Below are 23,187 nucleotides of genomic sequence, written 5' to 3'. Positions count from 1 at the left end.
TATCCGGTCTGTTTTTTTGTTGTACCATCTCAGAAATAGCCCTTATGATAATTCACTAAAAAATTATTCGCTACTCATTTCAATTCGTATTTATTCAAAAAAACGAATGGGAACAACGAGTTATAGTAACTCACCTACACCATGACTCTGCACCGAAGAAGGAGTGAACGCACATGGAACGTCCGGAAACACTCGTTAGTATCATCGTGCCGGTTTACAACACGAGCGCGTTTTTACGCCAGTGCTTAAGCAGTCTCGTCAATCAAACGTATCCTCACCTTGAAATCATCTGTATCAATGATGGCAGTACGGATCAAAGTCTCGATATCATGCTGGAATTTGATGATGACCCACGCGTCATCCTAATCGATCAGACGAATCGTGGGTGTTCCTTCTGCCGCGATCGTGGTCTTCAAATGGCGACCGGTGAATACATGATGTTCATCGATAGCGATGACTGGTTGGACCATGATGCGATTCGGCTTCTCGTCAAACATGCGGAAGCAGAACGAGCCGATGCGGTCATGGGCACATACGTCCGTGAATATGAAGAACGGTCCTTGCCAAAACGCATCTTTGAGGCGGATTTTTTATCGTACAACGCCGAAGAGACGAGACGTTTCGTCCATCGTCGTCTGTTCGGACTTGTCGGAGAAGAGCTCGCTCATCCGGAGACGGTCGATGCGCTGAATTCGAATTGTATCACCTTGTACCATCGCGATTTGATTCGTCATCTCTCGTTTCGTAGCCCGTACGGTTCGTTTGTCGACCTTTATTTTCAAATTCAGGCGCTCGAGCATTGCCAACGTTTTATTTACATCGATTATCCGATTTATCACTACCGTAAGACGAACGGACAGTCTGAGACGAGTACGTATCAACGCAATCTTGTGAACTCACGATTGGAATTCTTCCACATGCTCATGAACTACATCGAAGAGCATGAGCTCGGAGAAGATTATACGCGTGCGCTATACAACCGAATCGCACTCAGCGTGATTGGGATTGGCTTAAATGAATTGAGTTCCAATAAACCGCTGTTTGCGCAAGCGGAAGTGTTGAGACAAGTCCTACAACAAAAAGAATACAAAGAGGCCTATTCCCAGATGGATATGCGTTACTTTGATTTGAAATGGCGGACGTTCTTCCAATTGTGTAAGCACGAACAGACCGTGCCTCTCGTCTTGATGCTCCGTAGCGTGAACTACTTACGGAAACGTGTGTGAGGGGGGATCGAGATGAAACGAGTCCTCATGGTCGCTTCCGTCGTATCGATGATTGAAAGTTTCAATCGTGACAACATCCGAACCCTTCAGAACATGGGATACGAGGTACATGTCGCCACAAACTTCGAATGGGGCAGTATGTATAGCGCAGAAAAAGTCGAACGCGTCAAACAGAGTTTACGAGAGGAAGGAGTCACGCTCTTCCAAATTGACTTTGAACGGGACATCAAAAAAATGAACGGACATGTCCGGGCATTCCAACAATTGAAACGCGTCATGACGACAAATTCGTATGCGTTCATTCATTGTCACTCCCCAATCGGTGGCGTCATCGGGCGTCTCGTCGCAAGACAAACGGACACGCCATGCATGTACACGGCTCACGGGTTCCACTTCTTTAAAGGCAGTCCTTCCCTCAACTGGATGCTCTATTATCCGGTCGAACGGACGCTTGCCCGATTGACAGACACCATCGTGACGATTAATCAGGAAGACTTCTCGAGAGCACAGACGTTTAAGACGACGCACACGTTCCGCATTCCGGGCATCGGGGTCGACACGAAACGGATTGAACAGGTTCACATCGATCGTCCGTTGAAACGTCAGTCGCTCGGGGTGAATACCGATACCGATTTCGTCTTACTTTCGGTCGGGGAGTTGAACGAGAACAAAAATCACGAGACCATCATTCGAGCGATTGCCGAACTCGGTGATCCAAGCGTCCGTTATTGGATTGCCGGGACCGGGGATGCAAGACCTCAATTAGAACGAGTCATTCGAGAGACGAACCTCACGAATCAAGTACAGCTCTTAGGATTTCGGGATGATGTGTTTGAAGTGATGAAAGCGGCAGACTGTTTCGTCTTTCCGTCTAAACGAGAAGGACTTGGGATGGCGGCGCTTGAGGCGATGGCGGCGGGTTTACCGATCATCACCTCGAATGTGCATGGAATCAACGATTATTCGGTAGATGGAGTGACGGGTTTCAAGTGTGCGCCGAACGACATTCAAGGATTCGCTCGCGCCATTCGAACGATGCGACTTGATTTCGAACTATCTCATCAGATGGGGTTGCATAATACACAAACGGCAAAAGCGTTTGATGTCGAGCGCTCCCATGAAGAGATGAAGCAGATTTACGATACGTTCACGAATCGGCGTCCTTCTTGATAGTTTATAAAAAGATGGTCATGATTTCTTTTGATTTGTCAGAAGAGCGGGGGTAAGTAGTAAGCACACAAAGATTCTAGGTACTAGGAAATGCAGCTGAATAGTTGAAGGAGGGTTCACCCGTGAATAGTCAGACGATGCTCCTATCGGATTTACTCGCTGTTTTCAAGAAGAGTAAACTGTTGATTCTTTTGACGGTCATGATCGCTGGAGGAGCGGCCTATTATGTAAGCCAATATGTGGTCGAGCCAACATATGAAGCATCGACCCAGGTGTTGATCGTACCGAAGCAAGAAGCCGGCTCAAACGTTGTCGACAGTACCCAAGTCTCTTCTTCCCTCTCATTGATCAATACGTATCGTGTCATCATGCGTAGCCCTGCAATCTTAAACGAGGTACAGGAGCAAGTCGCGAACGCCCCAGATGATATTAGCGAAGTGTTGTTGGTCGAGAGTGAGGAAGAATCGCAAGTCATCAACATCGTCGTCGAGTACAGCGACCCGGTCGTCGCGGCGAATATCGCAAACGTCATCACGGAAGTTTTCGCCACTGAAATCCCGGATCTCATGAATATTGATAATGTTCGCGTTTTGTCGGTTGCTGACGTGCCGAGTGATCCCGTCGCACCGAGTACGGTCATGTATACAGGCATCGGTTTGATTGTCGGGTTTGTCATCGGAAGTGTGCTCGCACTCATCCGCTACACGTTCGATAAACGGATTCGAGATGAAAAAGAAGCAGAGAAGCTACTGGCGTTACCGGTCATCGGAAACATTCCAGTGATTGAAAAGCGAGACATGGCCGCGAAGCGGTCGAAACCGGAACCTGTAAAAGACGTCAATCCAGTGGCGAAAGGAGACGAGCCAAATGTTCCACCTACCAAAGACACAAGACAAAGTTCGTGAGACGAAACGGAGTTTAATCACCCTCGTGAATCCCCAGTCTCCCATCGCCGAACAATATCGGACGATTCGAACGAACTTACAATTCACCTCACTTGGAGCTGACTTACAGACGATTGTCGTCACGTCCGCATCACCGGGAGAAGGGAAATCGACGACGGCTTCCAATCTGGCCATCGTCTATGCGCAACTTGGAAAGCGTGTCTTACTCGTCGATTGCGATATGCGAAAACCGACAGCCCATTTCACCTTCCAACTTCCAGGGCAACTCGGACTTTCGACAGTGCTCGCCAAACGGACGACGCTCGAGCGATCCATCCAAGCTACCCAAGTGCCTAAACTGTATATGCTCCCGGCCGGACCGATTCCACCGAATCCTTCGGAATTGCTTGCTTCTCCGATGATGAAACGGGTACTTGAAGAAATCAAGCAATCGTATGACATGATCATCCTAGATGCGCCACCAATCATGCAGGTCGCGGACAGCCGGATTGTTGCCAGTGAGGCGGACGGGACGATTCTTGTCATCGGCTGTGATAATTCGAATCGGGACTACGTGCTCAAGGCGAAAGAACAGCTTGAATTGTCGGGTGCGAACATCCTCGGCCTTGTGATGAATAAGCGAGATAAAGGAAAAGAACGTCACTATCACTACAAATACGATTGAGCCAGGAAAGGAGGCGAAGGGCGATGCGCATCTTACACATTAATGCGATCAATGAGGAGAAGAGCACAGGGCGAATTTGTAAAGAGCTCTCGACCGTCGCCAACCAAGCTGGTCATGAGAGTGTCGTTGCCTATGCAACGGGACCTGACAGTGAATCCGGCATTCGAATCGGCTCGTCGTTCGATCAAAAGCGTCATGCTTTCTTGTCGAGACTTACGGGCAAGCAAGGGTACGCCTCGAAAGGAGCGACGGAAGAACTAATCAGACGACTGGAAGTAAATCCACCAGACGTTGTCCATCTTCATAATCTTCATTCCAACTATATGCATTTGGAGACACTGTTGACGTGGTTAGCTGAAACCGACACACCGACCGTCCTGACGTTACATGATTGTTGGTTCTATACCGGTAAATGTACGCATTATACGAGTTCGGGTTGTGACCGCTGGCAATATGGGTGCGGAAACTGTCCACGCCTCGCCCTTGATAATCCAAGTTGGGGGCTCGATCGGACCGCACAGATGTGGCAAGACAAGAAAACGTGGTTCCAAGCGATTCCGCGCCTTGCCGTCATCGGGGTATCGGATTGGATCACGACGGAAGCCCGATTTTCATTTCTTGGACAAGCTTCAATCATCCGTCGAATCTACAACTGGATCGACACCGATATCTTTCGTCCACGAGATACAGCGTTGGTACGGCGAAGACTCGGATTGACGAACCGATTCGTCCTTCTCGGGGTAGCCAGCTCATGGGATGATTCGAAAGGATTGTCTAAATGGATTGATTTGGCTGAACGGCTGCCCGACGCAACCATTCTGTTAGTAGGGGCGATGCCAGACATCGCATTGCCGAAATCAATCATCCACATCCCGTCGACGAATCGTCCGGAAGAACTCGCGGAATACTATGCGCTCGCAGATGTCTTTTTAAACTTATCTGAAGAAGAGTCGTTCGGGAAAGTGACGGCAGAAGCGATGGCGTGTGGCACGCCAGCAATCGTCTTAGATGGAACGGCGAATCCTGAGCTTGTCCCGGATTCGTGCGGATCTGTCGTATCTGGAAGTCACCCCGCGCTGCTCGTTGATGCGATTGAGCGAATCAAACAAGATGGAAAAGCGTCTTATACGGAAGCGTGTGTCTCGCACGCCCATCAGGCGTTTCGGATGGAACGACGCGTCGCGGACTACTTGAACGTCTATCAGGAATTGATGAATCAGAAAGGAAGGGATTCACTATGGCACAGCCACTCGTCTCCATCGTCATCCCCGTCTACAATGGAGCGGACTATTTGAACGAGACAATCGAGAGTGCGCTCGCTCAAACGTACGAACCGATTGAAGTGATTGTTGTGAACGATGGGTCGACGGATGGTGGTGCGACGGCAGCTATCGCCAAACAGTTCGCTGATCGCATCCGCTATTTTGAGAAAGAGAACGGTGGCGTGTCGACCGCCTTGAATCTTGGGATTGAGAAGATGCGTGGGGAATGGTTCTCATGGCTCAGTCATGACGATCTATATACTCCTGAAAAAATCGCGCATCAAATGAAACTTCTCGACCGCATAGACAATAAGCAGAAGACGATTCTATCTTGTGGGACGGACTTGATTGATGAGGTCGGGCGACCGATTCAACGACTTCGGAAGCGTACGAAAGGCTTTTACACGAGTGACCAGATGTTTGACTACTTAATGCTAGAAGCTTGTCTGAGTGGATGTGCGCTACTCGTTCCAAAGCAGGCATTTGAGGAAGCAGGAATGTTTCCGACGAACTATCGCTATATCCAAGATTGGGTGCTTTGGGTCGATATGGCGCTTGCGGGCTACGAGTTTCTCGTCACAACGAATCCTTATGTCAAATCGCGTGTTCATCCGAAACAGCAGACGAAACGGATTTCGGATGTGGCCCCGATCGAGTCACGACGGTTCTTCGAACAGCTACTGCAGCGACTCGAGTCACCCTCAAAACAAAAGACAGTCTTTCGAGCCATCTATCGATCTGCCGCACCAGATGTGCGTGACGAGTTGATGACACGTTACGATGGGCATCAGGTGTTGTCTAGTCGTGAACAGAAGTGGCTGCAAGGTAGATCTTATGTATATCATCGTGCGCTGTCCGTTTATCGCGGTGTCATGGACTTACGTTATCGCTAACGAAAAGGAGGGGCGACATGCTCATCTATTTGATCAACCTCATTCTCCTCATCGCATGGGCAGCGTTGCTCCTTCGCGATGACGGCATCCGAAACGGGAAACTGTTGTTTGTGATCATTGCGACCGTCCAATGGATTGCCCTATCCGGATTTCGACATCTAAGTGTCGGGGCGGATACGATGCAGTACAAATGGATGTATGACCAATCGAGGGTCATGTCGTGGGAGCAAATCGGAAACAACTTCATGAGCGGTTTATTCGAGAGCGGTGACGAGCGAGATCCGGGCTATTTCGTTCTTCAAAAAGCGACCCAACTCTTAACCGAAAACTACCAATGGTACTTGCTCATTGTCGCGATTCTATTCCTTGTGCCATTCGGGATTTGGATTTATCGCAACTCGACGGAACCGTTACTTAGCTTCATCATCTTTTCGACGTTATTCTATGCGTTCTTTGCGATTACAGGGATCCGTCAGACGATTGCGACGGCCATCGCTGTCATGATTGGCTATGGGTTCGTGAAGGCGCGCCGGTTTTGGCCATTCCTACTCATCGTTCTTCTCGCAGCGACCATTCATAAATCCGCACTCGTCTTCTTACCGTTTTATTTCTTGGCAAACAAGCAATTGACGAGCCGTTATCTCCTTTTCATGGGAGCGCTCATCCCGTTCTTATTCGTCTTTAGAGGACAACTGTTCGAACTATTCCGTCTCATCAGTGGGTATGACCAGTACGATTACTATGCAGGGGCAGGGACGCTCAACTTTTCGTTACTTCTCCTCTTGATCACCATCGTCGCCGTCTGGCGAAAGGACGAGATGATAGCGAACAATCCGAACGCTGTCCATTACATCAACGCGCTGTTGCTCGCGCTCTGCTTCTTACCGCTCACATTCATCAATCCATCGATGATGCGCGTCGTCCAATATTTCTCCGTCTTTATCATGCTTCTCATTCCAGAAATCTTGCGATCGTTTGACCGAAGGGAGCGACTTCTCGTCTATTACGTGGCCATCACAGCGCTACTCTTCTTATTTGTTCGTAATGAACCGATCTATTTATTCTTCTGGCAACAAAAATAAAGGAGGGAAGTCAAGATGGCGACGAAAGTGGAATTCGATGAACAACGCAGCTCCCGTCAAATCAAAATCGGTGCCCTCATGTCGTATACCGCCATCGGCTTCAATATTTTAGCGGGGTTGATTTATACACCGTGGATGATTGCCGAGATTGGACAAGCCAGTTACGGACTCTACATGTTGTCCATCTCTCTCGTCAGCATGTTCGCCCTCGATTTTGGACTCGAGGCAGCCGTATCGCGCTTCTTGTCCAATTATCACGCTCTCGGTGATGAAGAGGGGGCATCTCGCTTTTTAGGTGTCGCCTTCAAACTGTTCACAGGCATCGCCATCTTAATTGGCCTCGTGCTCATTGGCGTATACGTCATGATCGAGACGATTTATGCGAGCTTGTCCGCTAGTGAAATCGATACACTGAAGACGCTCTATATCATGGTCGGCTTTTATATCGTCGTCCTCTTCCCGACAAAACCGTTCAACGGCATCCTGATTGCGAATGAACGATTTGTTGTCTTGAACTGGTTCAACTTATCTGAAAAAGTACTCACCGTCGTCTTGATGGTTGGGGCGCTCCTTCTCGGATACGGGTTATATGCGCTCGTGTTCGTCAACGCGCTCGTCGGGCTCTCCATCATCGTCGGGAAGGGACTTTACTTGATGCGACGAACGGACACCGCCGTCGAGTTTCTCTATTCGAGTCGCACCATGTACCGGGATATCTTTTCCTTTTCTTCTTGGACGACGTTGATCGCACTCGCTCAGCGATTCATCCTCAATATCACACCGACCATTCTAGGTGCGGTCGCGGGGAGTGCCTCAATCGCGCTCTTCTCCATCGGGATGGTCATCGAAGGATACGTATGGACGATCTCATCTGCCATCGGCTCGCTCTTCCTTCCGAAAGTCACACGGATGACGACGAGTAATCGGCACGGCGACTTAGAGAACTTGCTCATCCGGGTCGGGCGGATTCAACTGTATATCGTCGGGTTGATCATCGTCGGCTTCATGACGATGGGACAAGAGTTCATTCGATTGTGGGTCGGTGAGTCGTTCCACACCTCTTACTGGGTGGCGCTCTTCTTGATTGCCCCGGGCTTTATCACGTTGACGCAAGAGATTGCCTATACGACGCTCATTGCGACGAATCAAATCAAATATCGAGCATTCGCCTCTTTGATTGTCGCACTCGTCAGCGTCATCTTATCTTCCATTTTATCGCCGCATTACGGGGCCATCGGGGCAGCCGTCGCCATTTTGATTGGGAATGTATTTGGCACGATCTTGTTCATGAACTGGGTCTATCTTCGGATTCTACATCTGAATATGTGGCGCTTCTTTAAAGAGTGTCATATGAAGATTATGCCTACGCTCATCATGTTAGGCGTGGCGGGATGGATGATTCAGCAAACGTTCCCCGTCAATTCACTCTTTCTCTTCTTACTCAAAGCTGCGTTGCTTGGGGGCGCATATCTTCTCGTATTGTGGCTCTTCACATTTCGAGAAGATGAAAAACAACTCATCACCGGGTTTTTACGACGTTCTTCTTAAGCATCCTAACCGAGGATGCTTTTTCTAATTATGGAAACGCGCCATCAAGCCATCTTTCAAAAAAATGATACACATATCTTTCAGATTCTTGTATGAGAAGGGTATCACGTTAATATCCACTCATTGCAATAGTTTTCCAATCACCGATAGAAGCCATTTACATCATGAAGGAGAGGATCTGCAATGTTTCAAGATAAGACGTTACTCATCACAGGAGGGACTGGGTCGTTCGGTCACGCGGTCATGCAACGCTTCCTCAAAACGGACATTAAAGAGATTCGTATCTTCTCGCGCGATGAGAAGAAACAAGACGATATGCGTAAGCTCTATATGGACGATAAACTCAAGTTTTATATCGGGGACGTCCGTGACGTGAACAGTGTTCGTAACGCCATGTACGGAGTCGACTATGTTTTTCACGCAGCGGCATTGAAACAAGTCCCGTCTTGTGAGTTCTTCCCGCTCGAAGCAGTTAAGACGAACGTACTCGGTACAGATAACGTCTTGACGGCAGCGGTCGAGCAACAGGTGAAAAAAGTGATTTGTCTCTCAACAGACAAAGCAGCTTACCCAATCAATGCGATGGGCATCTCGAAGGCGATGATGGAAAAAGTGTTCGTCGCGAAAGCAAAAGCGGTTCGTCCGGATCAAACGCTCATTTGTGGGACACGTTACGGAAACGTTATGGCGTCGCGTGGTTCGGTCATCCCGCTCTTCGTCGAACAGATCAAACGAGGTGAACCGTTGACGGTAACGGACCCATTCATGACACGGTTCTTGATGAGTTTAGAAGACGCGGTCGAACTCGTCGTCTTCGCCTTCAAAAACGCACATGCCGGAGACATCATGGTCCAGAAAGCACCAGCTTCCACAATCGGGACGTTGGCACAAGCGCTCATCGAACTATTCGGTGTCGACAATCCGATCAAAGTCATCGGGACACGTCACGGGGAGAAACAGTACGAGACACTCTTGACGCGAGAAGAGAATGTAGTCGCAGAAGATATGGGTGGCTTTTACCGGGTGCCTGCCGATACACGAGACTTGAACTATGAAAAATACTTCAGCGAAGGCAGTCAAAAATTGACCGTCGAAGGCGAGTACAATTCGGCGAACACTGAGCAACTCAACGTCGAACAAGTGAAACAGCTCCTCATGAAACTTCCTTATATCCAACAAGAGTTGAAGAGCTGGGTGAAAGTCTCATGAAGATCTTACTCACAGGGGCGAACGGGTTTGTCGGAAAGAATTTGAGGGTGACGCTCGAAGCGGCAGGGCATGAAGTGTTTGCCCAAACGCGTGAGACAGACGAGGAGACGTTCGAGACCTACTGTCGCGACGCATCGTTCATCTATCATCTGGCTGGCGTGAATCGACCGAAAGAGGAGCGGGAGTTTTTCGAGGGAAATGTCGGATTGACGAGACACCTTCTTGATGTGCTGACACAAGTCGGAAATCCAGCCGCAATCGTGTATGCCTCTTCCGTTCAAGCCGAACTCGACAACCCGTACGGACAAAGCAAGCGTCAAGCCGAGCAATTGTTACTTGAAGAAGTGACCCGGACTGGGCGTCAGGTGATGATCTATCGACTTCCGAACTTATTCGGGAAATGGAGTCGCCCAGATTACAATAGCGTCGTCGCCACATTTTGTGACCGAGTCGCCAAAGAGGAGCCGATTGAAATCCATGATCCGAATCGAACCGTCACCCTCGCTTATATCGATGACGTCATAGAGGCTTTCGTGCATGTGCTAGAACATCCGGTCGTTGGCTATCAGATGGTTGCGACACATGAACCGGTTACGTTGGAACGTCTGGCTAATCTCCTTCTTTCGTTTCGCGATAGTCGGAAGAGTCTAGCCGTCCCTGCGCTCGATGACCGCTTCACGAAGCAACTATACAGCACGTATCTTAGCTACTTGCCCGTCGATGCATTCGGATATGACCTATTGAAACATGAGGATGCGCGAGGATCGTTCACCGAATTCCTTCGGACACCCGACCGAGGGCAAGTGTCAGTCAATGTGGCCAAGCCAGGAATCACGAAAGGGAACCACTGGCACCATACGAAGAACGAAAAGTTTTTGGTGGTCAGCGGGGAGGCGAACATCCACTTTCGAAAAGTCGGAGAGGATATCGTCCACTCGTATTATGTGACGGGTGAAATGATGCGCGTCATTGACATCCCTGTCGGTTATACACACAGTATCGAAAACGTTGGGACGGTAGATTTGGTGACGGTCATGTGGGTCAATGAAGCGTTCGATCCAAATCGTCCGGATACTTATTTCATGGAGGTGCAAGATGAAACAGCTCAAAGTGATGACCATCGTCGGGACGAGACCCGAGATCATTCGTCTGTCGGCCGTCCTTCATAAACTTGAACAATCTGAAGCCATCGAGCACATCCTTGTGCACACCGGACAAAACTATGACTACGAATTAAATGAAGTCTTCTTTGAAGACTTTGGGCTACGAAAACCAGACCACTTTTTAAATGCTGCGACCGGTAGCCCGATGGAGACGATCGGCAACATCTTGATCCATATCGACCCGATTTTAGAACAAGAGCGCCCCGACGCGGTCCTCATCTTAGGGGATACGAACTCTTGCTTGACGGCCATCGCGGCCAAGCGACGGAAGATTCCGATTTTCCATATGGAAGCGGGCAATCGTTGCTTCGACCAGCGCGTGCCGGAAGAGACGAACCGCAAAATCGTGGACCATACGTCAGATATCAACTTGACGTATAGCGATATTGCCCGGGAATATCTGCTTCGTGAAGGGTTACCACCAGAACGGGTGATCAAGACGGGGAGTCCGATGTATGAAGTGCTCGCTTCAAAACGTGAGGCCATCGAACAGTCGGACGTACTCGACCGACTGGGCTTAATACGGGAGGGATACTTCCTCGTCTCTGCTCATCGGGAAGAGAATATCAATTCAGACAAACATTTCATCACGCTCGTGGACAGTTTGAATACGGTAGCTGACGTGTACGACCTTCCTGTTATCGTAAGCACGCACCCACGCACGATGAAGCGGATCCAAGAGTTGAACATCACGTTTCATCCACATGTCCGTTTGCTCAAGCCACTCGGTTTTATCGATTACAATCACCTGCAACTTCACGCGAAGGCGGTTCTCAGTGACAGCGGGACGATCAGCGAAGAGTCTTCGATTCTTGGGTTGCGAGGTCTGAATATTCGCGAGAGTCATGAACGTCCAGAAGCGATGGAGGAAGGGGCTGTCCTCATGGTCGGTCTCGAGAAAGAACGGATTCTTCAAGGAATCTCTGTCGTCTTGTCACAACCACGCCCGCGACTCGTCAGTGACTATAGTATGCCGAACGTCTCGGACAAGGTCGTGCGAATCCTCTTGTCCTACACGGACTACGTTCGACGTGAAGTATGGAAAGGTAGCGTCGACCCGAGACAGGTCGTCAAGGAGGGATAAACGATGAAACAGAAGCTCGTCTTTATTAGTAATATCGCGTCTCCGTATCAAGTGAAACTCTGTTATGCCCTAGAAGAATATTTCGATGCAGAGTTTTGGTTTTATGAACACTTGGATGCGAACCGACCGGACTGGTGGAAAATCCCGCTCGGAGACAAGTGTAAGATTTTAAAGTATTCGAAACGGTTCCCGAAACTGAGCTATCTCTCACTCGGGTTGATTCCTGAACTCATTCGTTTCAAACCTGACATCATCTTGCTCGGAGGATTCATGCCGATGCACGCACTGATCACGAAAGTGGCGAAACGGTTAGGCATCAAAACGGTCGTCATGAGCGAGCCGCTTCGTCCACTTCAAAACGATGATGACCCGTCAGATCGATTGATGAACCGAATCGATAACCCTCGAAAAACGCAACTGTTACATTGGATGTTCAAAGATGCGGATCTATACTTCGGCATGGGGACGGTCGCCGTCGATCAATTCAAACGGGAGTTACAGTTCGACCCCAATAAGGTCGTACATGCCACGTACGCACAAGATATCGATGCGTATTTCGATCATGGACTCCGTCATAAAAAACAAGGGGACACGTTCAAGTTGTTGTTCGCGAATCGACTGGTCGAGCGCTATCAACCGCTCCTCGTCCTCGAGGCGTATCGTCGTTTATCGAAACGTTATCACTTGGAGCTTTATTTGAACCACTCGGGTCAACAACTCGAAGCGTGTAAAGCCTTCATCGCAGAACACCATCTCGAGAACGTCCATTTCTTAGATGAGATTCGGGCGTGGGACGAGATGCCAATCGTATATGAACAAGCGGATATCTTGATCCTCCCGGCGACGTACTCGAACGGGAATGGAACAATCATCGAGGCACGTGCTTCCGGGATGGGTGTCGTCATCAGCAATCAGATTAACAACGTATCGCATCATTCGGTTGAGGGAGAGAACTGTTACATGTGTGATGTCACGGTGGAGTCCATCGAAGCGGGAATCGAGCAATATTTGGCACATCCAGAGCGCTTGATCGAGCACGGGAAGCTCTCTCGGGAGCTCGTGAAATTCCATCGAAATGATGTGACAGCAAAAGGGTATTATGACACGTTGCGAGAGAAGCAAATCATTTCGTGAAGGAGTGTTCGTATGAAAGTCGCCATCATGCAGCCGTACTTTTTCCCTTACCTCGGCTACTTCCAACTGATGCACGCCGTCGATACATTTGTCATCTTCGACGATGTTCAATTTATCAAAAAAGGGTGGATTCATCGGAATCAGATTGTAATGGACGGTGAACCTCATCCGTTCACTTTATCGATTCAGAAGATGAGTCAAAACAAGTTGATTTGTGAGCATGAACGGGCGCTCGTGGAAGAAACCGTTTTGAGGCAAATCAAACAGTTGCACCATGCGTATCATCGGGCACCTTATTTTGAAGAGGCCATGCCGATTCTCGAACGCGCGCTTTCGAATCCCGAACAAAACGTCGCGACTTATCTCGCTCAAGGTCTACAAGAAGTCGCTCGTTATCTCCACATCGACACGACGTTTCTCTATACGTCAGATCTTAATGGAGACCCGACGTTGAGAGGACAGGAACGGATCCTTGACTATTGCAGGCAACTCGACGCGACCCATTACATCAATGCGATCAACGGGAGAGCACTTTATGACGAGGAGTCGTTCCAGCAATCGGGCATGGCGTTATCCTTTTTACAATCGGAACTGCCGACGTATCGGCAGGAGACGGATACATTTCTTCCATACATGTCCATCATCGACTGCATGATGAACTGTTCAGCCGAACAGATTCACGACATGCTTCATCGTTACGAGCTTGTCGCCAATCACCAACCGACTTAGGAGGGAGCATATGTTGCACATCGTTGATCTTCAGTCGAGCACACCACCGCTACCATCACACGAGCCCGTCATCCCCGTCATTCAATCAGCCCTCCCTCCATTCGAAGAGTATGTGGAGGAAATCCGATCGTTATGGGAGTCAAAATGGCTGACGAACAATGGGACCAAGCACCAACAACTTGAACAAGCGCTGAAAGAATATCTAAAAGTCGAACAGATGGCCCTCTTCACAAACGGTCACCTCGCATTAGAGGCCGCGATTGAGGCGCTCGGATTGACGGGAGAAGTCATCACGACACCGTTTACGTTCGCCTCGACGACACACGCATTGATTCGAAAAGGACTGACACCGGTCTTTGGGGATATTCGGGCAGACAACTATACGCTCGATGCTTCAAAAATCGAACGATTGATCACATCGAAAACATCCGCCATTCTACCCGTCCACGTATACGGAAATGTATGTGATGTCGAAGCGATTGAGGCAATCGTCAAAAAACATCACTTGAAGGTGATTTATGATGCAGCCCACACGTTCGGTGTGACGGTGAATGGACGCGGAATCGGAACGTTCGGAGATGTGTCGATGTTCAGTTTCCATGCGACGAAAGTCTACCATACGATTGAGGGCGGGGCACTTACATTCAATGACCCAGCGCTAAAACCACGTTTCGAACGGCTAAAAAACTTTGGGATCACCGGTCCTGAAACCGTCAAAGAACCAGGTGGAAACGCGAAGATGAATGAGTTTCAGGCGGCGATGGGTCTATGTAATCTGCGCCACATCGATGAAGTGATGGCAAAACGGAAGCGGGTCAGAGAACAATATGATGCCTCGCTGAAAGGAATACCAGGTGTTCGTGTACTCGAGTATCAGCCAGGTGTCGGTCCGAACCATTCCTACTATCCAATCGTTTTCACGGATGCAGTCAATCGTCGAGACGAGATGGAGACGGTGCTCGCTGCAAAAGGGGTGTTGACGAGAAAGTATTTTTATCCGCTCGTCACGGACTATGACTGGATGGAAAATCGATTCGCGAGCCGCCGGACACCGGTCGCTCAACACATTGCGGACCGCGTCCTGACGTTGCCACTCTATCCGGATTTGACACCGACCGACGTCGCACGTATTTGTGACATCTTGAGAGAAAGGATGATGACACGATGAAAGGAATCATATTAGCAGGCGGAAACGGTACCCGCCTCTATCCGATGACGAAAGCCGTATCCAAACAACTGTTGCCGATTTACGACAAGCCGCTCATCTACTATCCGATGTCGGTCTTGATGCTTGCTGGCATCCGAGAAGTGCTCGTCATCTCTACGCCTCAAGACATCGGAGGATATGAACGTCTCTTCGGTGACGGTCATCAACTCGGGATTGAAGTGACGTACAAGGTTCAAACGAAACCGGTCGGCTTAGCTGACGCCTTCATATTAGGGGAGGATTTCATTGGTGATGATTCGGTCTGTCTCATTTTAGGCGACAACGTCTTCTATGGACCAGATTTGACACGATTTTTAAGAGACGCGCAGGCGAAGACGAAAGGCGCGACGGTGTTCGGCTATCCGGTGAAAGATCCGCGGGCGTTCGGTGTTGTCGAGTTCGACGAAAATCATCGAGTCGTCTCCATCGAAGAAAAACCGGCCGTTCCAAAATCGAACTATGCGGTGCCGGGCTTATACTTCTATGACAATCAAGTCGTCGAATTCGCGAAACAAGTCAAACCGTCACCACGAGGGGAACTTGAAATCACATCCATTAACAACATGTATCTCGAGCGCGGCGAGCTGAACGTCGTCTTATTCGGTCGGGGAATGGCATGGCTCGACACAGGGACTCCAGAAGGGATGATCAAAGCGTCCATCTTTGTCCAGACGGTGCAAGAACGACAAGGCTACTATATTGCGTGTCTTGAAGAAATTGCGTGGCGACGTGGTTTTATCACACGTGAACAGCTCCGAGACATCGGCTTGACGCTCAAGATGACCGACTACGGTCAATATTTAATCTCACTCGTAGAGGAAGGGGAACAGACAAATGCATACGATCCTAGTGACTGGCGGAGCCGGGTTCATCGGTTCAAATTTCATAAAACACTATCGGGCAAAACATCCGACGTCCCGCATTCTTAACGTCGACGCGCTGACGTATGCAGGCAACCTCAAAAACATTCAGGAGTTTGAGACCGACCCGCTCTACGTGTTTCGAAAAGTAGATATTCGGGATCGTCCCGCCATCGACGAACTGTTCACATTGTTCCAAGTGGATGAGGTCGTCCACTTTGCGGCAGAATCGCATGTTGACCGCAGTATCCTCGAGCCTGAGCTGTTCTTATCGACAAACGTACTCGGGACGCAAGTGCTGTTAGATGTGGCGATGCGTCATTGGAAACTGCACCCGGATGACAAATATAGCCGAGAGTACCGAGCGGGTGTCTGTTTTGTTCACGTCTCGACAGACGAGGTATATGGATCACTCGGCGAGACCGGTTATTTTACGGAAGATTCACCGATTGCACCGAATAGTCCGTATTCAGCGTCAAAAGCCAGCTCGGATTTACTGGTCCGTTCGTATCATGAAACGTACGGGCTTCCCGTCAAAACGACGCGTTGCAGCAACAACTATGGGCCGTATCAATTCCCAGAAAAACTGATTCCGCTCATGGTGCATCATTGCATGACCGGAAAACTGCTTCCCGTATATGGAGATGGGGGACACATTCGAGATTGGCTACACGTTCAAGATCATTGTGAAGCCATCGACCTCGTTCGGGAAAAAGGACGCTTCGGCGAAGTGTATAACATCGGTGGGAATAATGAGTTGACGAATCTCGAACTCGTTCGCACGATTTTGCAAGTGTTTCAACTATCAGACGATCAGATTCAGTTCGTGACCGACCGACCAGGACATGACCGTCGCTATGCGATCGATGCTTCTAAAATGCGCGAAGAACTCGGCTGGGCACCTCGTTATCAATTTGAGCAAGGAATCGAAGCGACGATTGAATGGTATCGCACGCATCCAGAATGGGTGGAGGACGTCGTATCGGGAGCCTATCGCGACTACTACGAAAAAATGTACGCTTCTCTATAGAAAGGGGAAGGTTCAATATGTATGAACGGTATTTTAAACGAACTCAAGATATCACGTTAGCATTGCTTGCACTACTCGTATTGAGCCCAATCTTATTCGTTGTCGGTGTGATGATTCGAATCAAGCTCGGAGGTCCCATCTTCTTTCTTCAGGAACGCCCAGGCAAGGATGGCGTGGTGTTCCATTTAACCAAATTTCGAACGATGACAGAGGAGCGAGATGAAAACGGGGAACTGCTCCCCGATGACAAACGTTTGACACCCTTCGGACAAAAGTTACGTTCCCTCAGTATCGATGAGTTGCCGAGTCTAATCAATATTATAAAAGGTGACCTATCGATTGTTGGTCCTCGACCGCTTCTTGTCGAGTATTTACCTAGATATAGTGTGGAACAGAAACGTCGTCACGATGTGCGACCAGGGTTGACGGGGCTCGCTCAAGTGAATGGTCGCAATCGCTTGTCATGGGAAGAACGATTTGAACTAGACGTCCGTTACGTCGAGCATGTGACGTTTTGGGGCGACTGGTGGATCATCATCCGAACTGCCTATAAAGTGTTAAAAAGAGAAGGGATTTCCTCCGACACGTCGGCGACGATGGAAGCGTTTATGGGGAGTGAAACCTTGCAGCGTTGAAAGCACCTTTTTATAGCAGGTGCTTTTTTTGTAGGATATGTATAGTTCGAAAGTAGACGAATCGAGTAGTGATCGGTGTCATTTTATCTCTTCCATAAACGTTATAGAACAAAGTATTAAGCGCTTCAGCAAATTGATATCTCCTTATTGTCTGCTTAAGAATTTTCGAATCCCTTTTCTTAAAGAAGGGAACATTGAGTTTGTGTAGAATAGTACAAAAAGAAAAAGCGCCCGACCGAGGTCAAACACTTTTCTTCATCTGCTGTTTTCGGTCGCGTTGTACCTTCCAAATCACTGACGCAACGACAATCAGGATTGGAGCGAATATCCATGGCCGAGCTTCTAAGATGGAAACAAGCTCAAAGATGGAGAGCCAACCACTCACCATCATCAACACAAGTAAAAAGGTTTTCAGTCCCCCCCGGACCGGTAACCAAAAATAAATCAATAACGTTACCAAAAAGAAAGCGATTAAGCCCATGTGGTTTGTCCTTTCACCCATCATTTTGACTCATTATAGCAAAGAACATCGAGAGAGTGTTAGAAGCTTCACTTCTTGAGCGTGTTTGGGTACGCTTAGGAAAGATGATTGAAGGAGGAACTGATGTGAAATTTGGAATTATAGGCTTAGGATATGTCGGATTGGCGACACTGTGCGGATTGGCCAAAGCGGGTCATGAGGTCATCGGGGTCGAGACGCACCAAGGGAAGTTAGGTCTCCTGAAGAGTGGTCACCCTCCATTCCACGAACCGGGCATGGCGGACGTGCTACAAGAGCACGCCGATCAAATCACGTTAACCGACGAAATCGCAAATACGGAGCACGTCGACTATTTAATTCTCGCAGTCGGCACGCCGAGCAAGCCTGATGGAAGTTGTGACCTCTTTTATATCGAGACAGCTCTTTCCGAATTGAAGACGAAGCACAAGGTCATCATTCGTAGCTCGGTCCCACCTGGCACGACGGATTTGTTGAAAATCATGTATCCGTCTCATACGTTTGCGATCGTACCTGAGTTTTTACAAGAAGGGCGCGCCCTCGCGGATGTAATGAAACCACATCGTGTCGTCATTGGATGTGAGGACCTTGAGGTTTGTGAAGAGTTGGCAGGGATTTATGGCCGCCTCGGTGTTCCGCTCATCTGTACGACGCCGATCAATGCCGAGCTCATCAAATACGCCTCGAACGCCTTTTTGGCGACAAAGATCAGCTTCATGAACGACTTATCTCGTCTAGCCGATGAGGCAGGTGCGGACATCATGACGATTGCCGACGGGATGGGTCTTGACCCACGCATCGGACGTTCGTTCCTCAATGCTGGAATCGGATATGGGGGCTCTTGTTTCCCGAAAGATATGGATGCGCTTCTTCATGTCGCAAAAGAAAACGACGTCAATCTTCGCGTCATCAAGGCGGCAGCGAAAGTGAATGAAACACAAGCAGAGTACGTATTGTCGAAACTTCATCTAGAGCCTAAGATGCGTGTCGCCATTCTGGGCTTAGCATTCAAACCAGGAACGGATGATATGCGAGATGCACCGTCGATTCTACTCGCACATCACATGGTCGCCCGAGATGTCGAGGTCATCGGCTATGACCCGATCGCCACGTGGGAATACCCACAAGTAGCGTCTGTAGAAGAAGCTCTGAAGGGTGCGGATTATGCGATTCTCGTCACGGAATGGGAGGAGCTCGTCAACTTGGCACCCGAAGCTTTCTCAGGTATGCGCCAACGTCGATTACTCGATGCGCGGAATGCTTGGAAGTTCGCGCGTGACCCAGGTGACGTTTCATACGAAGGCATTGGCCGGATGCAACGTCCGTCCAACACGCCTACATCCAATTGATTTTTCAGAGGACCGTTTCGATGAGCGGTCCTCTTTTTGTGTGGGGTGAATCTTTTGCGAGACTTGTGACGTAAATGAAAGTGAGGAGGTGAGGCACATGTGGATTCTTGTATTGGCTGCCGTTATCGTCATCGCGCTCGGCTTCGCGGTAGATCGGCTCGGATGGCACGATTTGATTTCAGGATACAATACGATGTCGAGAGAGAAGAGGGACCGGGTGAATATTAAAAAAGTGGCGCGTCTTGTTGCCTGGATGTGTTACGGGATTGGTGCGATTTTTCTCATCATTGCGCTCATCGAAGGATTTGAATTGGATATCCCGCTTGCCCCGTTTTTCTTGGTCATCATCGTCTTCACCGTTGTGATGCTTTGGCGTATGCAACGCTATGACGGAAATATCTATGACGAATCCGGAGCTTTAAGACCGGGTGGGAAAAAACGTCTTATCCCGATCGTCATCGTCTCCGTCGTCTTGCTCGTCGGCGTGCCAGCGCTCCTGTTTTGGTTCAGTCAACCGACCGACGTGACTGTGACAAACTCGACGATTGTCATTGAAGGGAGCTACGGACGTGAGATCCCGTTCGATGAACTCGAGGATGTGACGTGGACGACGTTACCCGAAATCGCTCGGCGGACGAACGGGGCGGATTCAGGCTCACGTCTGACGGGGCATTTTCGGACGGAGACAGGGGAGGATGTCCTTCTCTTTATCGACCGTGATGTCGAACCGGTCATTCGCCTCGATTGGTCGGAAGAACCGATTTATCTGAATCAGTCCTCGGCGGAAGCGACGAGGGAGTTATATGAGGACATTCGTTCTCGCTGAAGAAAGGGACACTCAATTCGAGTGTCCCTTCGTGTTGACCCATGATTCAAATGAAGCCGCATCAAGAGCGGGTGAGAAGTAATAGCCTTGTCCGAGTTCTACCCCTTCACGGATCATCCGCGATAAGTCACTCTCGGTCTCGATCCCTTCAGCGAGAGCGGTGAGCTCTTGCTCGTTCGCAAAGCGCGAGACGGCACGTAAGAAGGACGTGCTTTCTTTCGCTTTTCCACTTACGTACATACGGTCGATTTTCACTTCCTGAATCGGTAAATGCCAAATCGCTTCGAATGAGGCGTACCCGGTACCGAAGTCATCAATCGAGAGACAATATCCGAGGTCAGCGATATCCTCTAAGCGCTCGAGCTCGCTCGCATACGACATAATATCCGATGACTCGGTCAATTCGATTTTCAAGCGGTCCGGTAACCATGGATACGATTCAATCGAATCACGAAGCTTCGTCACGATCGACGGATCGACGGAGTGGGCCGACAAGTTGAACGATAAGGAGATGTCTTCAAACATCGTTCCTTGCCATGCGACGAGCTGTTCAATCGTCTGGTCGAGGATGTTGTGTGATAACCAAAGGATTTGATCAGACCGTTCAGCGATGCGAATGAATTCATTCGGAGGAATGACCCCGATTTCCGGATGTGTCCATCGGGCGAGGACTTCCGCTCCGACAACGCGTCCTGTTTTTAGCTCGACTTGTGGCTGATAAGCGACCGTCAATTCACCTTTTCGAATCGCATCGGGAAGCGCCTGTTCAATTAAGGCAGCGAGTTGCATCTGAGCCAAGATATCCGAGTCATACCAAACCGAAGGCGTACGCGTCTCTTTTGCGTGTTGTAAGGCTTTCATCGCCTCGAACAAGCAATCGTTATATGCAGGTTTCGTCTCGGTCGCACCGATTTGGATGTGCACGTTTTGTCGCTTGTGGTTGACGATCAATTCGCTTGGGAACAGTTCCATCAATTCATGTTCATCCTCGGCAGTGAACCCTCTGACATACAGCATGAACATGTCATCCCGATATCGACCGAAGAGATGGTGCGCATATTTAGATAAACGGGTTTCGACAGCGCGTGCGAACTCCGTCATGAGGAGATCTGCATACGCCGGGTCGTACCAGTCGACGAGATGATGGTAGTCGTGCAGTCGAATCAGCACGAACGTCCCGTCAATCTCTTGTTGCTCCCATTTTCGGATGAACCCATACTCGTTGTACAGATTGGTCGCTAAATCGAAGCGGACGAGTCGGTCGACCTTTCGTTCTCGTTCGACCCGGTCGGTCTCGTCTTCGACAATCAAATAATACGTCAGTTTTTCTTCCCGTTTGAGCGGGGTCAGCTTGATGTTCAAATATCGTGTGTGTTCACCTTTTAAATGAATGATGAACTGAGCGCTCGTTCCTTGATCAGTCACACCCTCGAGCGCTTGCTCGAACAAACGGCGTCCGGTCTCGGTGAACAGTTGATTGATTTCATATAAATTTCGATCTCCAAAAAATTGACGGAACATTTCGTTTCGTTCCATCAGATTATACGAGTCGTCCATTAAAGCGATGGCGAGTCCCGTCTCCGAGAAGAGCGATGACCAACGCTCGTGATAGCGTACGAGTTCCTGTGAACGATTTTCGAGCTCGTGGACGGTTGAATGAACACTCACCGCAATCTCACGGAGTTCGTCCTCGATGCCACGGAAATCATGTGTTTTCGGGAACGTCGCTTCGACCGGATCTAAACTTGGATCGATGGCGAGCGCACGTGCCTTCAGATGTGCCAAGTCGTGATTGTATCGTTTTCGCGTATAGTAAAGCAGGAAAAGGAGTCCGAGCGATAAGAGGAGCGTCACGACGAAGGATGTCGTGGCGAGGACCTGATACTGTTTACTCTCATCTCGTAGCATCGTCTCAGACGTGGAACGAATCGAGCGAAGAGCAGCGTATGCATCTTCGTAGACGTTCGTTGAATTGACGTAACGCGCTTCAAGAGACGCTTCACTGCTCGCCATGTTGGCAAACGACTGACCGCTCTCCGCCACATCGATGACCGCTTTGGATTGCAGTGCTTCGTTTTGATTGATGACTTTTTGAATGATTGCCGCTTCATTGACAATCAAATTAACCGTGTTCATCAATTGTCCTTCTTCAATCGGTTCTTGGAACAACGTGTCACCACTGCGCATGAGCATCGACTGCATTCGCATGATTGCATCCGTCAGCTCATACGTCGCGTTCGGCTGGTTGGTTTGTTCGAGCGCCTGATAGAGCCAGCGCCGATTGATTGAACTGATGACATCAGACGGGACTGCTTCGAACTCTTCTGCATCGAGAATACGTTCCAATTCATTCGAAAATGTCTGAAGTGTCTCTCGTTCTTGTTCGTTCACTCCAGATTCAAAGTCTTTCTGTAGTCGTTCATTGTATTGAAGTGCGCGCTCTTTATAAGGGACGGAAAGGAAAGATGTCGTCTGATTCGATTGATCCTCGTATCGAGTCGCCGCTTCGAACAAGGTGACATACGCTTCGACGCCAGCCAGGTTTGCAGCCTGATTCAAGTTCGTGATCGTCTCGTCGATCGCTTCTTGTTTTTCATGCCAGTAATAACTCGTCCCGAGTCCGAACAACAGGACACCGATGAGACAAGCGATTGCCAGTACCATCGTGTAGGTACGGTATGGAATTTTAGCAAAGCGGGGTTGACCCATCCG

21 protein-coding genes are annotated in these 23,187 nt (G+C 49.3%); 19 read left to right on the top strand and 2 right to left on the bottom strand.

Going from position 1 to position 23,187, the window contains the following annotated elements:
* The first annotated feature begins 173 nt into the window (after nucleotides 1–173).
* The 17 genes from KNO75_RS08255 (at nucleotide 174) to KNO75_RS08175 (ending at nucleotide 17,801) form a co-directional block, all read left to right on the top strand.
* A complete protein-coding gene (locus tag KNO75_RS08255; protein WP_214793320.1) occupies nucleotides 174–1,226 on the top strand; it encodes a glycosyltransferase family 2 protein in 1,053 nt (350 codons plus the stop codon).
* A gap of 12 nt (nucleotides 1,227–1,238) precedes the next feature.
* Nucleotides 1,239–2,396, top strand: a complete 1,158-nt coding sequence (locus KNO75_RS08250) for a glycosyltransferase family 4 protein (protein WP_214820982.1) — start codon at nucleotides 1,239–1,241, stop codon at nucleotides 2,394–2,396.
* Between the two features lie 122 nt (nucleotides 2,397–2,518).
* A complete protein-coding gene (locus tag KNO75_RS08245) occupies nucleotides 2,519–3,301 on the top strand; it encodes a YveK family protein (protein WP_214820980.1) in 783 nt (260 codons plus the stop codon).
* Nucleotides 3,264–3,965, top strand: coding sequence for a CpsD/CapB family tyrosine-protein kinase (locus KNO75_RS08240; RefSeq protein WP_214820972.1), 702 nt, complete (start codon nucleotides 3,264–3,266; stop codon nucleotides 3,963–3,965). Before KNO75_RS08245 ends, KNO75_RS08240 begins: the two co-directional genes overlap by 38 nt.
* Before the next feature lie 23 nt (nucleotides 3,966–3,988).
* Nucleotides 3,989–5,260 (top strand): glycosyltransferase, encoded by a 1,272-nt coding sequence (locus tag KNO75_RS08235; RefSeq protein ID WP_214820970.1) that lies wholly within the window; start codon nucleotides 3,989–3,991, stop codon nucleotides 5,258–5,260.
* Nucleotides 5,203–6,120 (top strand): glycosyltransferase family 2 protein, encoded by a 918-nt coding sequence (locus KNO75_RS08230; protein ID WP_214820968.1) that lies wholly within the window; start codon nucleotides 5,203–5,205, stop codon nucleotides 6,118–6,120. Before KNO75_RS08235 ends, KNO75_RS08230 begins: the two co-directional genes overlap by 58 nt.
* 17 nt (nucleotides 6,121–6,137) lie before the next feature.
* Nucleotides 6,138–7,202 (top strand): EpsG family protein, encoded by a 1,065-nt coding sequence (locus KNO75_RS08225; protein ID WP_214820966.1) that lies wholly within the window; start codon nucleotides 6,138–6,140, stop codon nucleotides 7,200–7,202.
* A gap of 15 nt (nucleotides 7,203–7,217) precedes the next feature.
* Nucleotides 7,218–8,750 (top strand): oligosaccharide flippase family protein, encoded by a 1,533-nt coding sequence (locus KNO75_RS08220; RefSeq protein WP_214786525.1) that lies wholly within the window; start codon nucleotides 7,218–7,220, stop codon nucleotides 8,748–8,750.
* 183 nt (nucleotides 8,751–8,933) lie between these two features.
* A complete protein-coding gene (locus KNO75_RS08215; protein WP_214786527.1) occupies nucleotides 8,934–9,959 on the top strand; it encodes a polysaccharide biosynthesis protein in 1,026 nt (341 codons plus the stop codon).
* The gene (locus tag KNO75_RS08210; RefSeq protein ID WP_214820964.1) at nucleotides 9,956–11,128 is read left to right on the top strand and encodes a polysaccharide biosynthesis C-terminal domain-containing protein; all 1,173 of its coding nucleotides are present in this window, start codon (nucleotides 9,956–9,958) and stop codon (nucleotides 11,126–11,128) included. Before KNO75_RS08215 ends, KNO75_RS08210 begins: the two co-directional genes overlap by 4 nt.
* Nucleotides 11,055–12,206: a non-hydrolyzing UDP-N-acetylglucosamine 2-epimerase gene (gene wecB / locus KNO75_RS08205; protein ID WP_214820962.1), complete on the top strand. Its 1,152-nt coding sequence runs from the start codon at nucleotides 11,055–11,057 to the stop codon at nucleotides 12,204–12,206. Before KNO75_RS08210 ends, wecB begins: the two co-directional genes overlap by 74 nt.
* Nucleotides 12,207–12,209: 3 nt before the next feature.
* On the top strand, nucleotides 12,210–13,340 hold the full coding sequence (locus KNO75_RS08200) for a glycosyltransferase family 4 protein (protein ID WP_214820960.1): 1,131 nt from the start codon (nucleotides 12,210–12,212) through the stop codon (nucleotides 13,338–13,340).
* Nucleotides 13,341–13,352: 12 nt separating this feature from the next.
* The gene (locus KNO75_RS08195; RefSeq protein WP_214820958.1) at nucleotides 13,353–14,069 is read left to right on the top strand and encodes a WbqC family protein; all 717 of its coding nucleotides are present in this window, start codon (nucleotides 13,353–13,355) and stop codon (nucleotides 14,067–14,069) included.
* A 10-nt stretch (nucleotides 14,070–14,079) separates the two neighbouring features.
* On the top strand, nucleotides 14,080–15,237 hold the full coding sequence (locus KNO75_RS08190) for a DegT/DnrJ/EryC1/StrS family aminotransferase (protein ID WP_214820956.1): 1,158 nt from the start codon (nucleotides 14,080–14,082) through the stop codon (nucleotides 15,235–15,237).
* On the top strand, nucleotides 15,234–16,205 hold the full coding sequence (gene rfbA / locus KNO75_RS08185) for a glucose-1-phosphate thymidylyltransferase RfbA (RefSeq protein WP_214793334.1): 972 nt from the start codon (nucleotides 15,234–15,236) through the stop codon (nucleotides 16,203–16,205). The genes KNO75_RS08190 and rfbA overlap by 4 nt, the downstream gene beginning before the upstream one ends.
* The gene (rfbB, locus tag KNO75_RS08180) at nucleotides 16,111–17,166 is read left to right on the top strand and encodes a dTDP-glucose 4,6-dehydratase (protein ID WP_214820954.1); all 1,056 of its coding nucleotides are present in this window, start codon (nucleotides 16,111–16,113) and stop codon (nucleotides 17,164–17,166) included. Before rfbA ends, rfbB begins: the two co-directional genes overlap by 95 nt.
* 17 nt (nucleotides 17,167–17,183) lie before the next feature.
* The gene (locus KNO75_RS08175) at nucleotides 17,184–17,801 is read left to right on the top strand and encodes a sugar transferase (protein ID WP_214820952.1); all 618 of its coding nucleotides are present in this window, start codon (nucleotides 17,184–17,186) and stop codon (nucleotides 17,799–17,801) included.
* A gap of 241 nt (nucleotides 17,802–18,042) precedes the next feature.
* Here the strand turns inward: KNO75_RS08175 and KNO75_RS08170 are convergent, their stop codons facing one another.
* Complete coding sequence (locus KNO75_RS08170) at nucleotides 18,043–18,303, bottom strand: hypothetical protein (protein WP_214793340.1); 261 nt, start codon at nucleotides 18,301–18,303, stop codon at nucleotides 18,043–18,045.
* A gap of 104 nt (nucleotides 18,304–18,407) precedes the next feature.
* Here KNO75_RS08170 and KNO75_RS08165 point away from each other — a divergent pair, with 104 nt between their 5' ends.
* Nucleotides 18,408–19,649: a UDP-glucose dehydrogenase family protein gene (locus tag KNO75_RS08165; protein WP_214820944.1), complete on the top strand. Its 1,242-nt coding sequence runs from the start codon at nucleotides 18,408–18,410 to the stop codon at nucleotides 19,647–19,649.
* Between the two features lie 97 nt (nucleotides 19,650–19,746).
* Nucleotides 19,747–20,475, top strand: coding sequence for a DUF3784 domain-containing protein (locus KNO75_RS08160; RefSeq protein ID WP_214820942.1), 729 nt, complete (start codon nucleotides 19,747–19,749; stop codon nucleotides 20,473–20,475).
* A 12-nt stretch (nucleotides 20,476–20,487) separates the two neighbouring features.
* On the opposite strand, the gene KNO75_RS08155 is transcribed toward KNO75_RS08160, so the two are convergent.
* Nucleotides 20,488–23,184 carry an EAL domain-containing protein gene (locus KNO75_RS08155; RefSeq protein ID WP_214793345.1) on the bottom strand — a complete coding sequence of 899 codons (2,697 nt, stop codon included), beginning with the start codon at nucleotides 23,182–23,184 and terminating at the stop codon, nucleotides 20,488–20,490.
* Between the last annotated feature and the right edge of the window lie 3 nt (nucleotides 23,185–23,187).

It is taken from the genome of Exiguobacterium sp. s35, from assembly GCF_018617535.1.
Classification (GTDB): Bacteria; Bacillota; Bacilli; order Exiguobacteriales; family Exiguobacteriaceae; genus Exiguobacterium; species Exiguobacterium aestuarii.
This window is presented reverse-complemented; position numbering and strand designations above follow the sequence as displayed.

Bases quoted from the DNA above. Each gene is read 5' to 3' on its own strand.
- KNO75_RS08255 (WP_214793320.1), top strand. From the start codon at position 174: ATGGAACGTCCGGAAACACTCGTTAGTATCATCGTGCCGGTTTACAAC.
- KNO75_RS08250 (WP_214820982.1), top strand. From the start codon at position 1,239: ATGAAACGAGTCCTCATGGTCGCTTCCGTCGTATCGATGATTGAAAGT.
- KNO75_RS08240 (WP_214820972.1), top strand. From the start codon at position 3,264: ATGTTCCACCTACCAAAGACACAAGACAAAGTTCGTGAGACGAAACGG.
- KNO75_RS08235 (WP_214820970.1), top strand. From the start codon at position 3,989: ATGCGCATCTTACACATTAATGCGATCAATGAGGAGAAGAGCACAGGG.
- KNO75_RS08230 (WP_214820968.1), top strand. From the start codon at position 5,203: ATGGCACAGCCACTCGTCTCCATCGTCATCCCCGTCTACAATGGAGCG.
- KNO75_RS08225 (WP_214820966.1), top strand. From the start codon at position 6,138: ATGCTCATCTATTTGATCAACCTCATTCTCCTCATCGCATGGGCAGCG.
- KNO75_RS08220 (WP_214786525.1), top strand. From the start codon at position 7,218: ATGGCGACGAAAGTGGAATTCGATGAACAACGCAGCTCCCGTCAAATC.
- KNO75_RS08215 (WP_214786527.1), top strand. From the start codon at position 8,934: ATGTTTCAAGATAAGACGTTACTCATCACAGGAGGGACTGGGTCGTTC.
- KNO75_RS08210 (WP_214820964.1), top strand. From the start codon at position 9,956: ATGAAGATCTTACTCACAGGGGCGAACGGGTTTGTCGGAAAGAATTTG.
- wecB (WP_214820962.1), top strand. From the start codon at position 11,055: ATGAAACAGCTCAAAGTGATGACCATCGTCGGGACGAGACCCGAGATC.
- KNO75_RS08200 (WP_214820960.1), top strand. From the start codon at position 12,210: ATGAAACAGAAGCTCGTCTTTATTAGTAATATCGCGTCTCCGTATCAA.
- KNO75_RS08195 (WP_214820958.1), top strand. From the start codon at position 13,353: ATGAAAGTCGCCATCATGCAGCCGTACTTTTTCCCTTACCTCGGCTAC.
- KNO75_RS08190 (WP_214820956.1), top strand. From the start codon at position 14,080: ATGTTGCACATCGTTGATCTTCAGTCGAGCACACCACCGCTACCATCA.
- rfbA (WP_214793334.1), top strand. From the start codon at position 15,234: ATGAAAGGAATCATATTAGCAGGCGGAAACGGTACCCGCCTCTATCCG.
- rfbB (WP_214820954.1), top strand. From the start codon at position 16,111: ATGCATACGATCCTAGTGACTGGCGGAGCCGGGTTCATCGGTTCAAAT.
- KNO75_RS08175 (WP_214820952.1), top strand. From the start codon at position 17,184: ATGTATGAACGGTATTTTAAACGAACTCAAGATATCACGTTAGCATTG.
- KNO75_RS08170 (WP_214793340.1), bottom strand. From the start codon at position 18,303: ATGGGTGAAAGGACAAACCACATGGGCTTAATCGCTTTCTTTTTGGTA.
- KNO75_RS08160 (WP_214820942.1), top strand. From the start codon at position 19,747: ATGTGGATTCTTGTATTGGCTGCCGTTATCGTCATCGCGCTCGGCTTC.
- KNO75_RS08155 (WP_214793345.1), bottom strand. From the start codon at position 23,184: ATGGGTCAACCCCGCTTTGCTAAAATTCCATACCGTACCTACACGATG.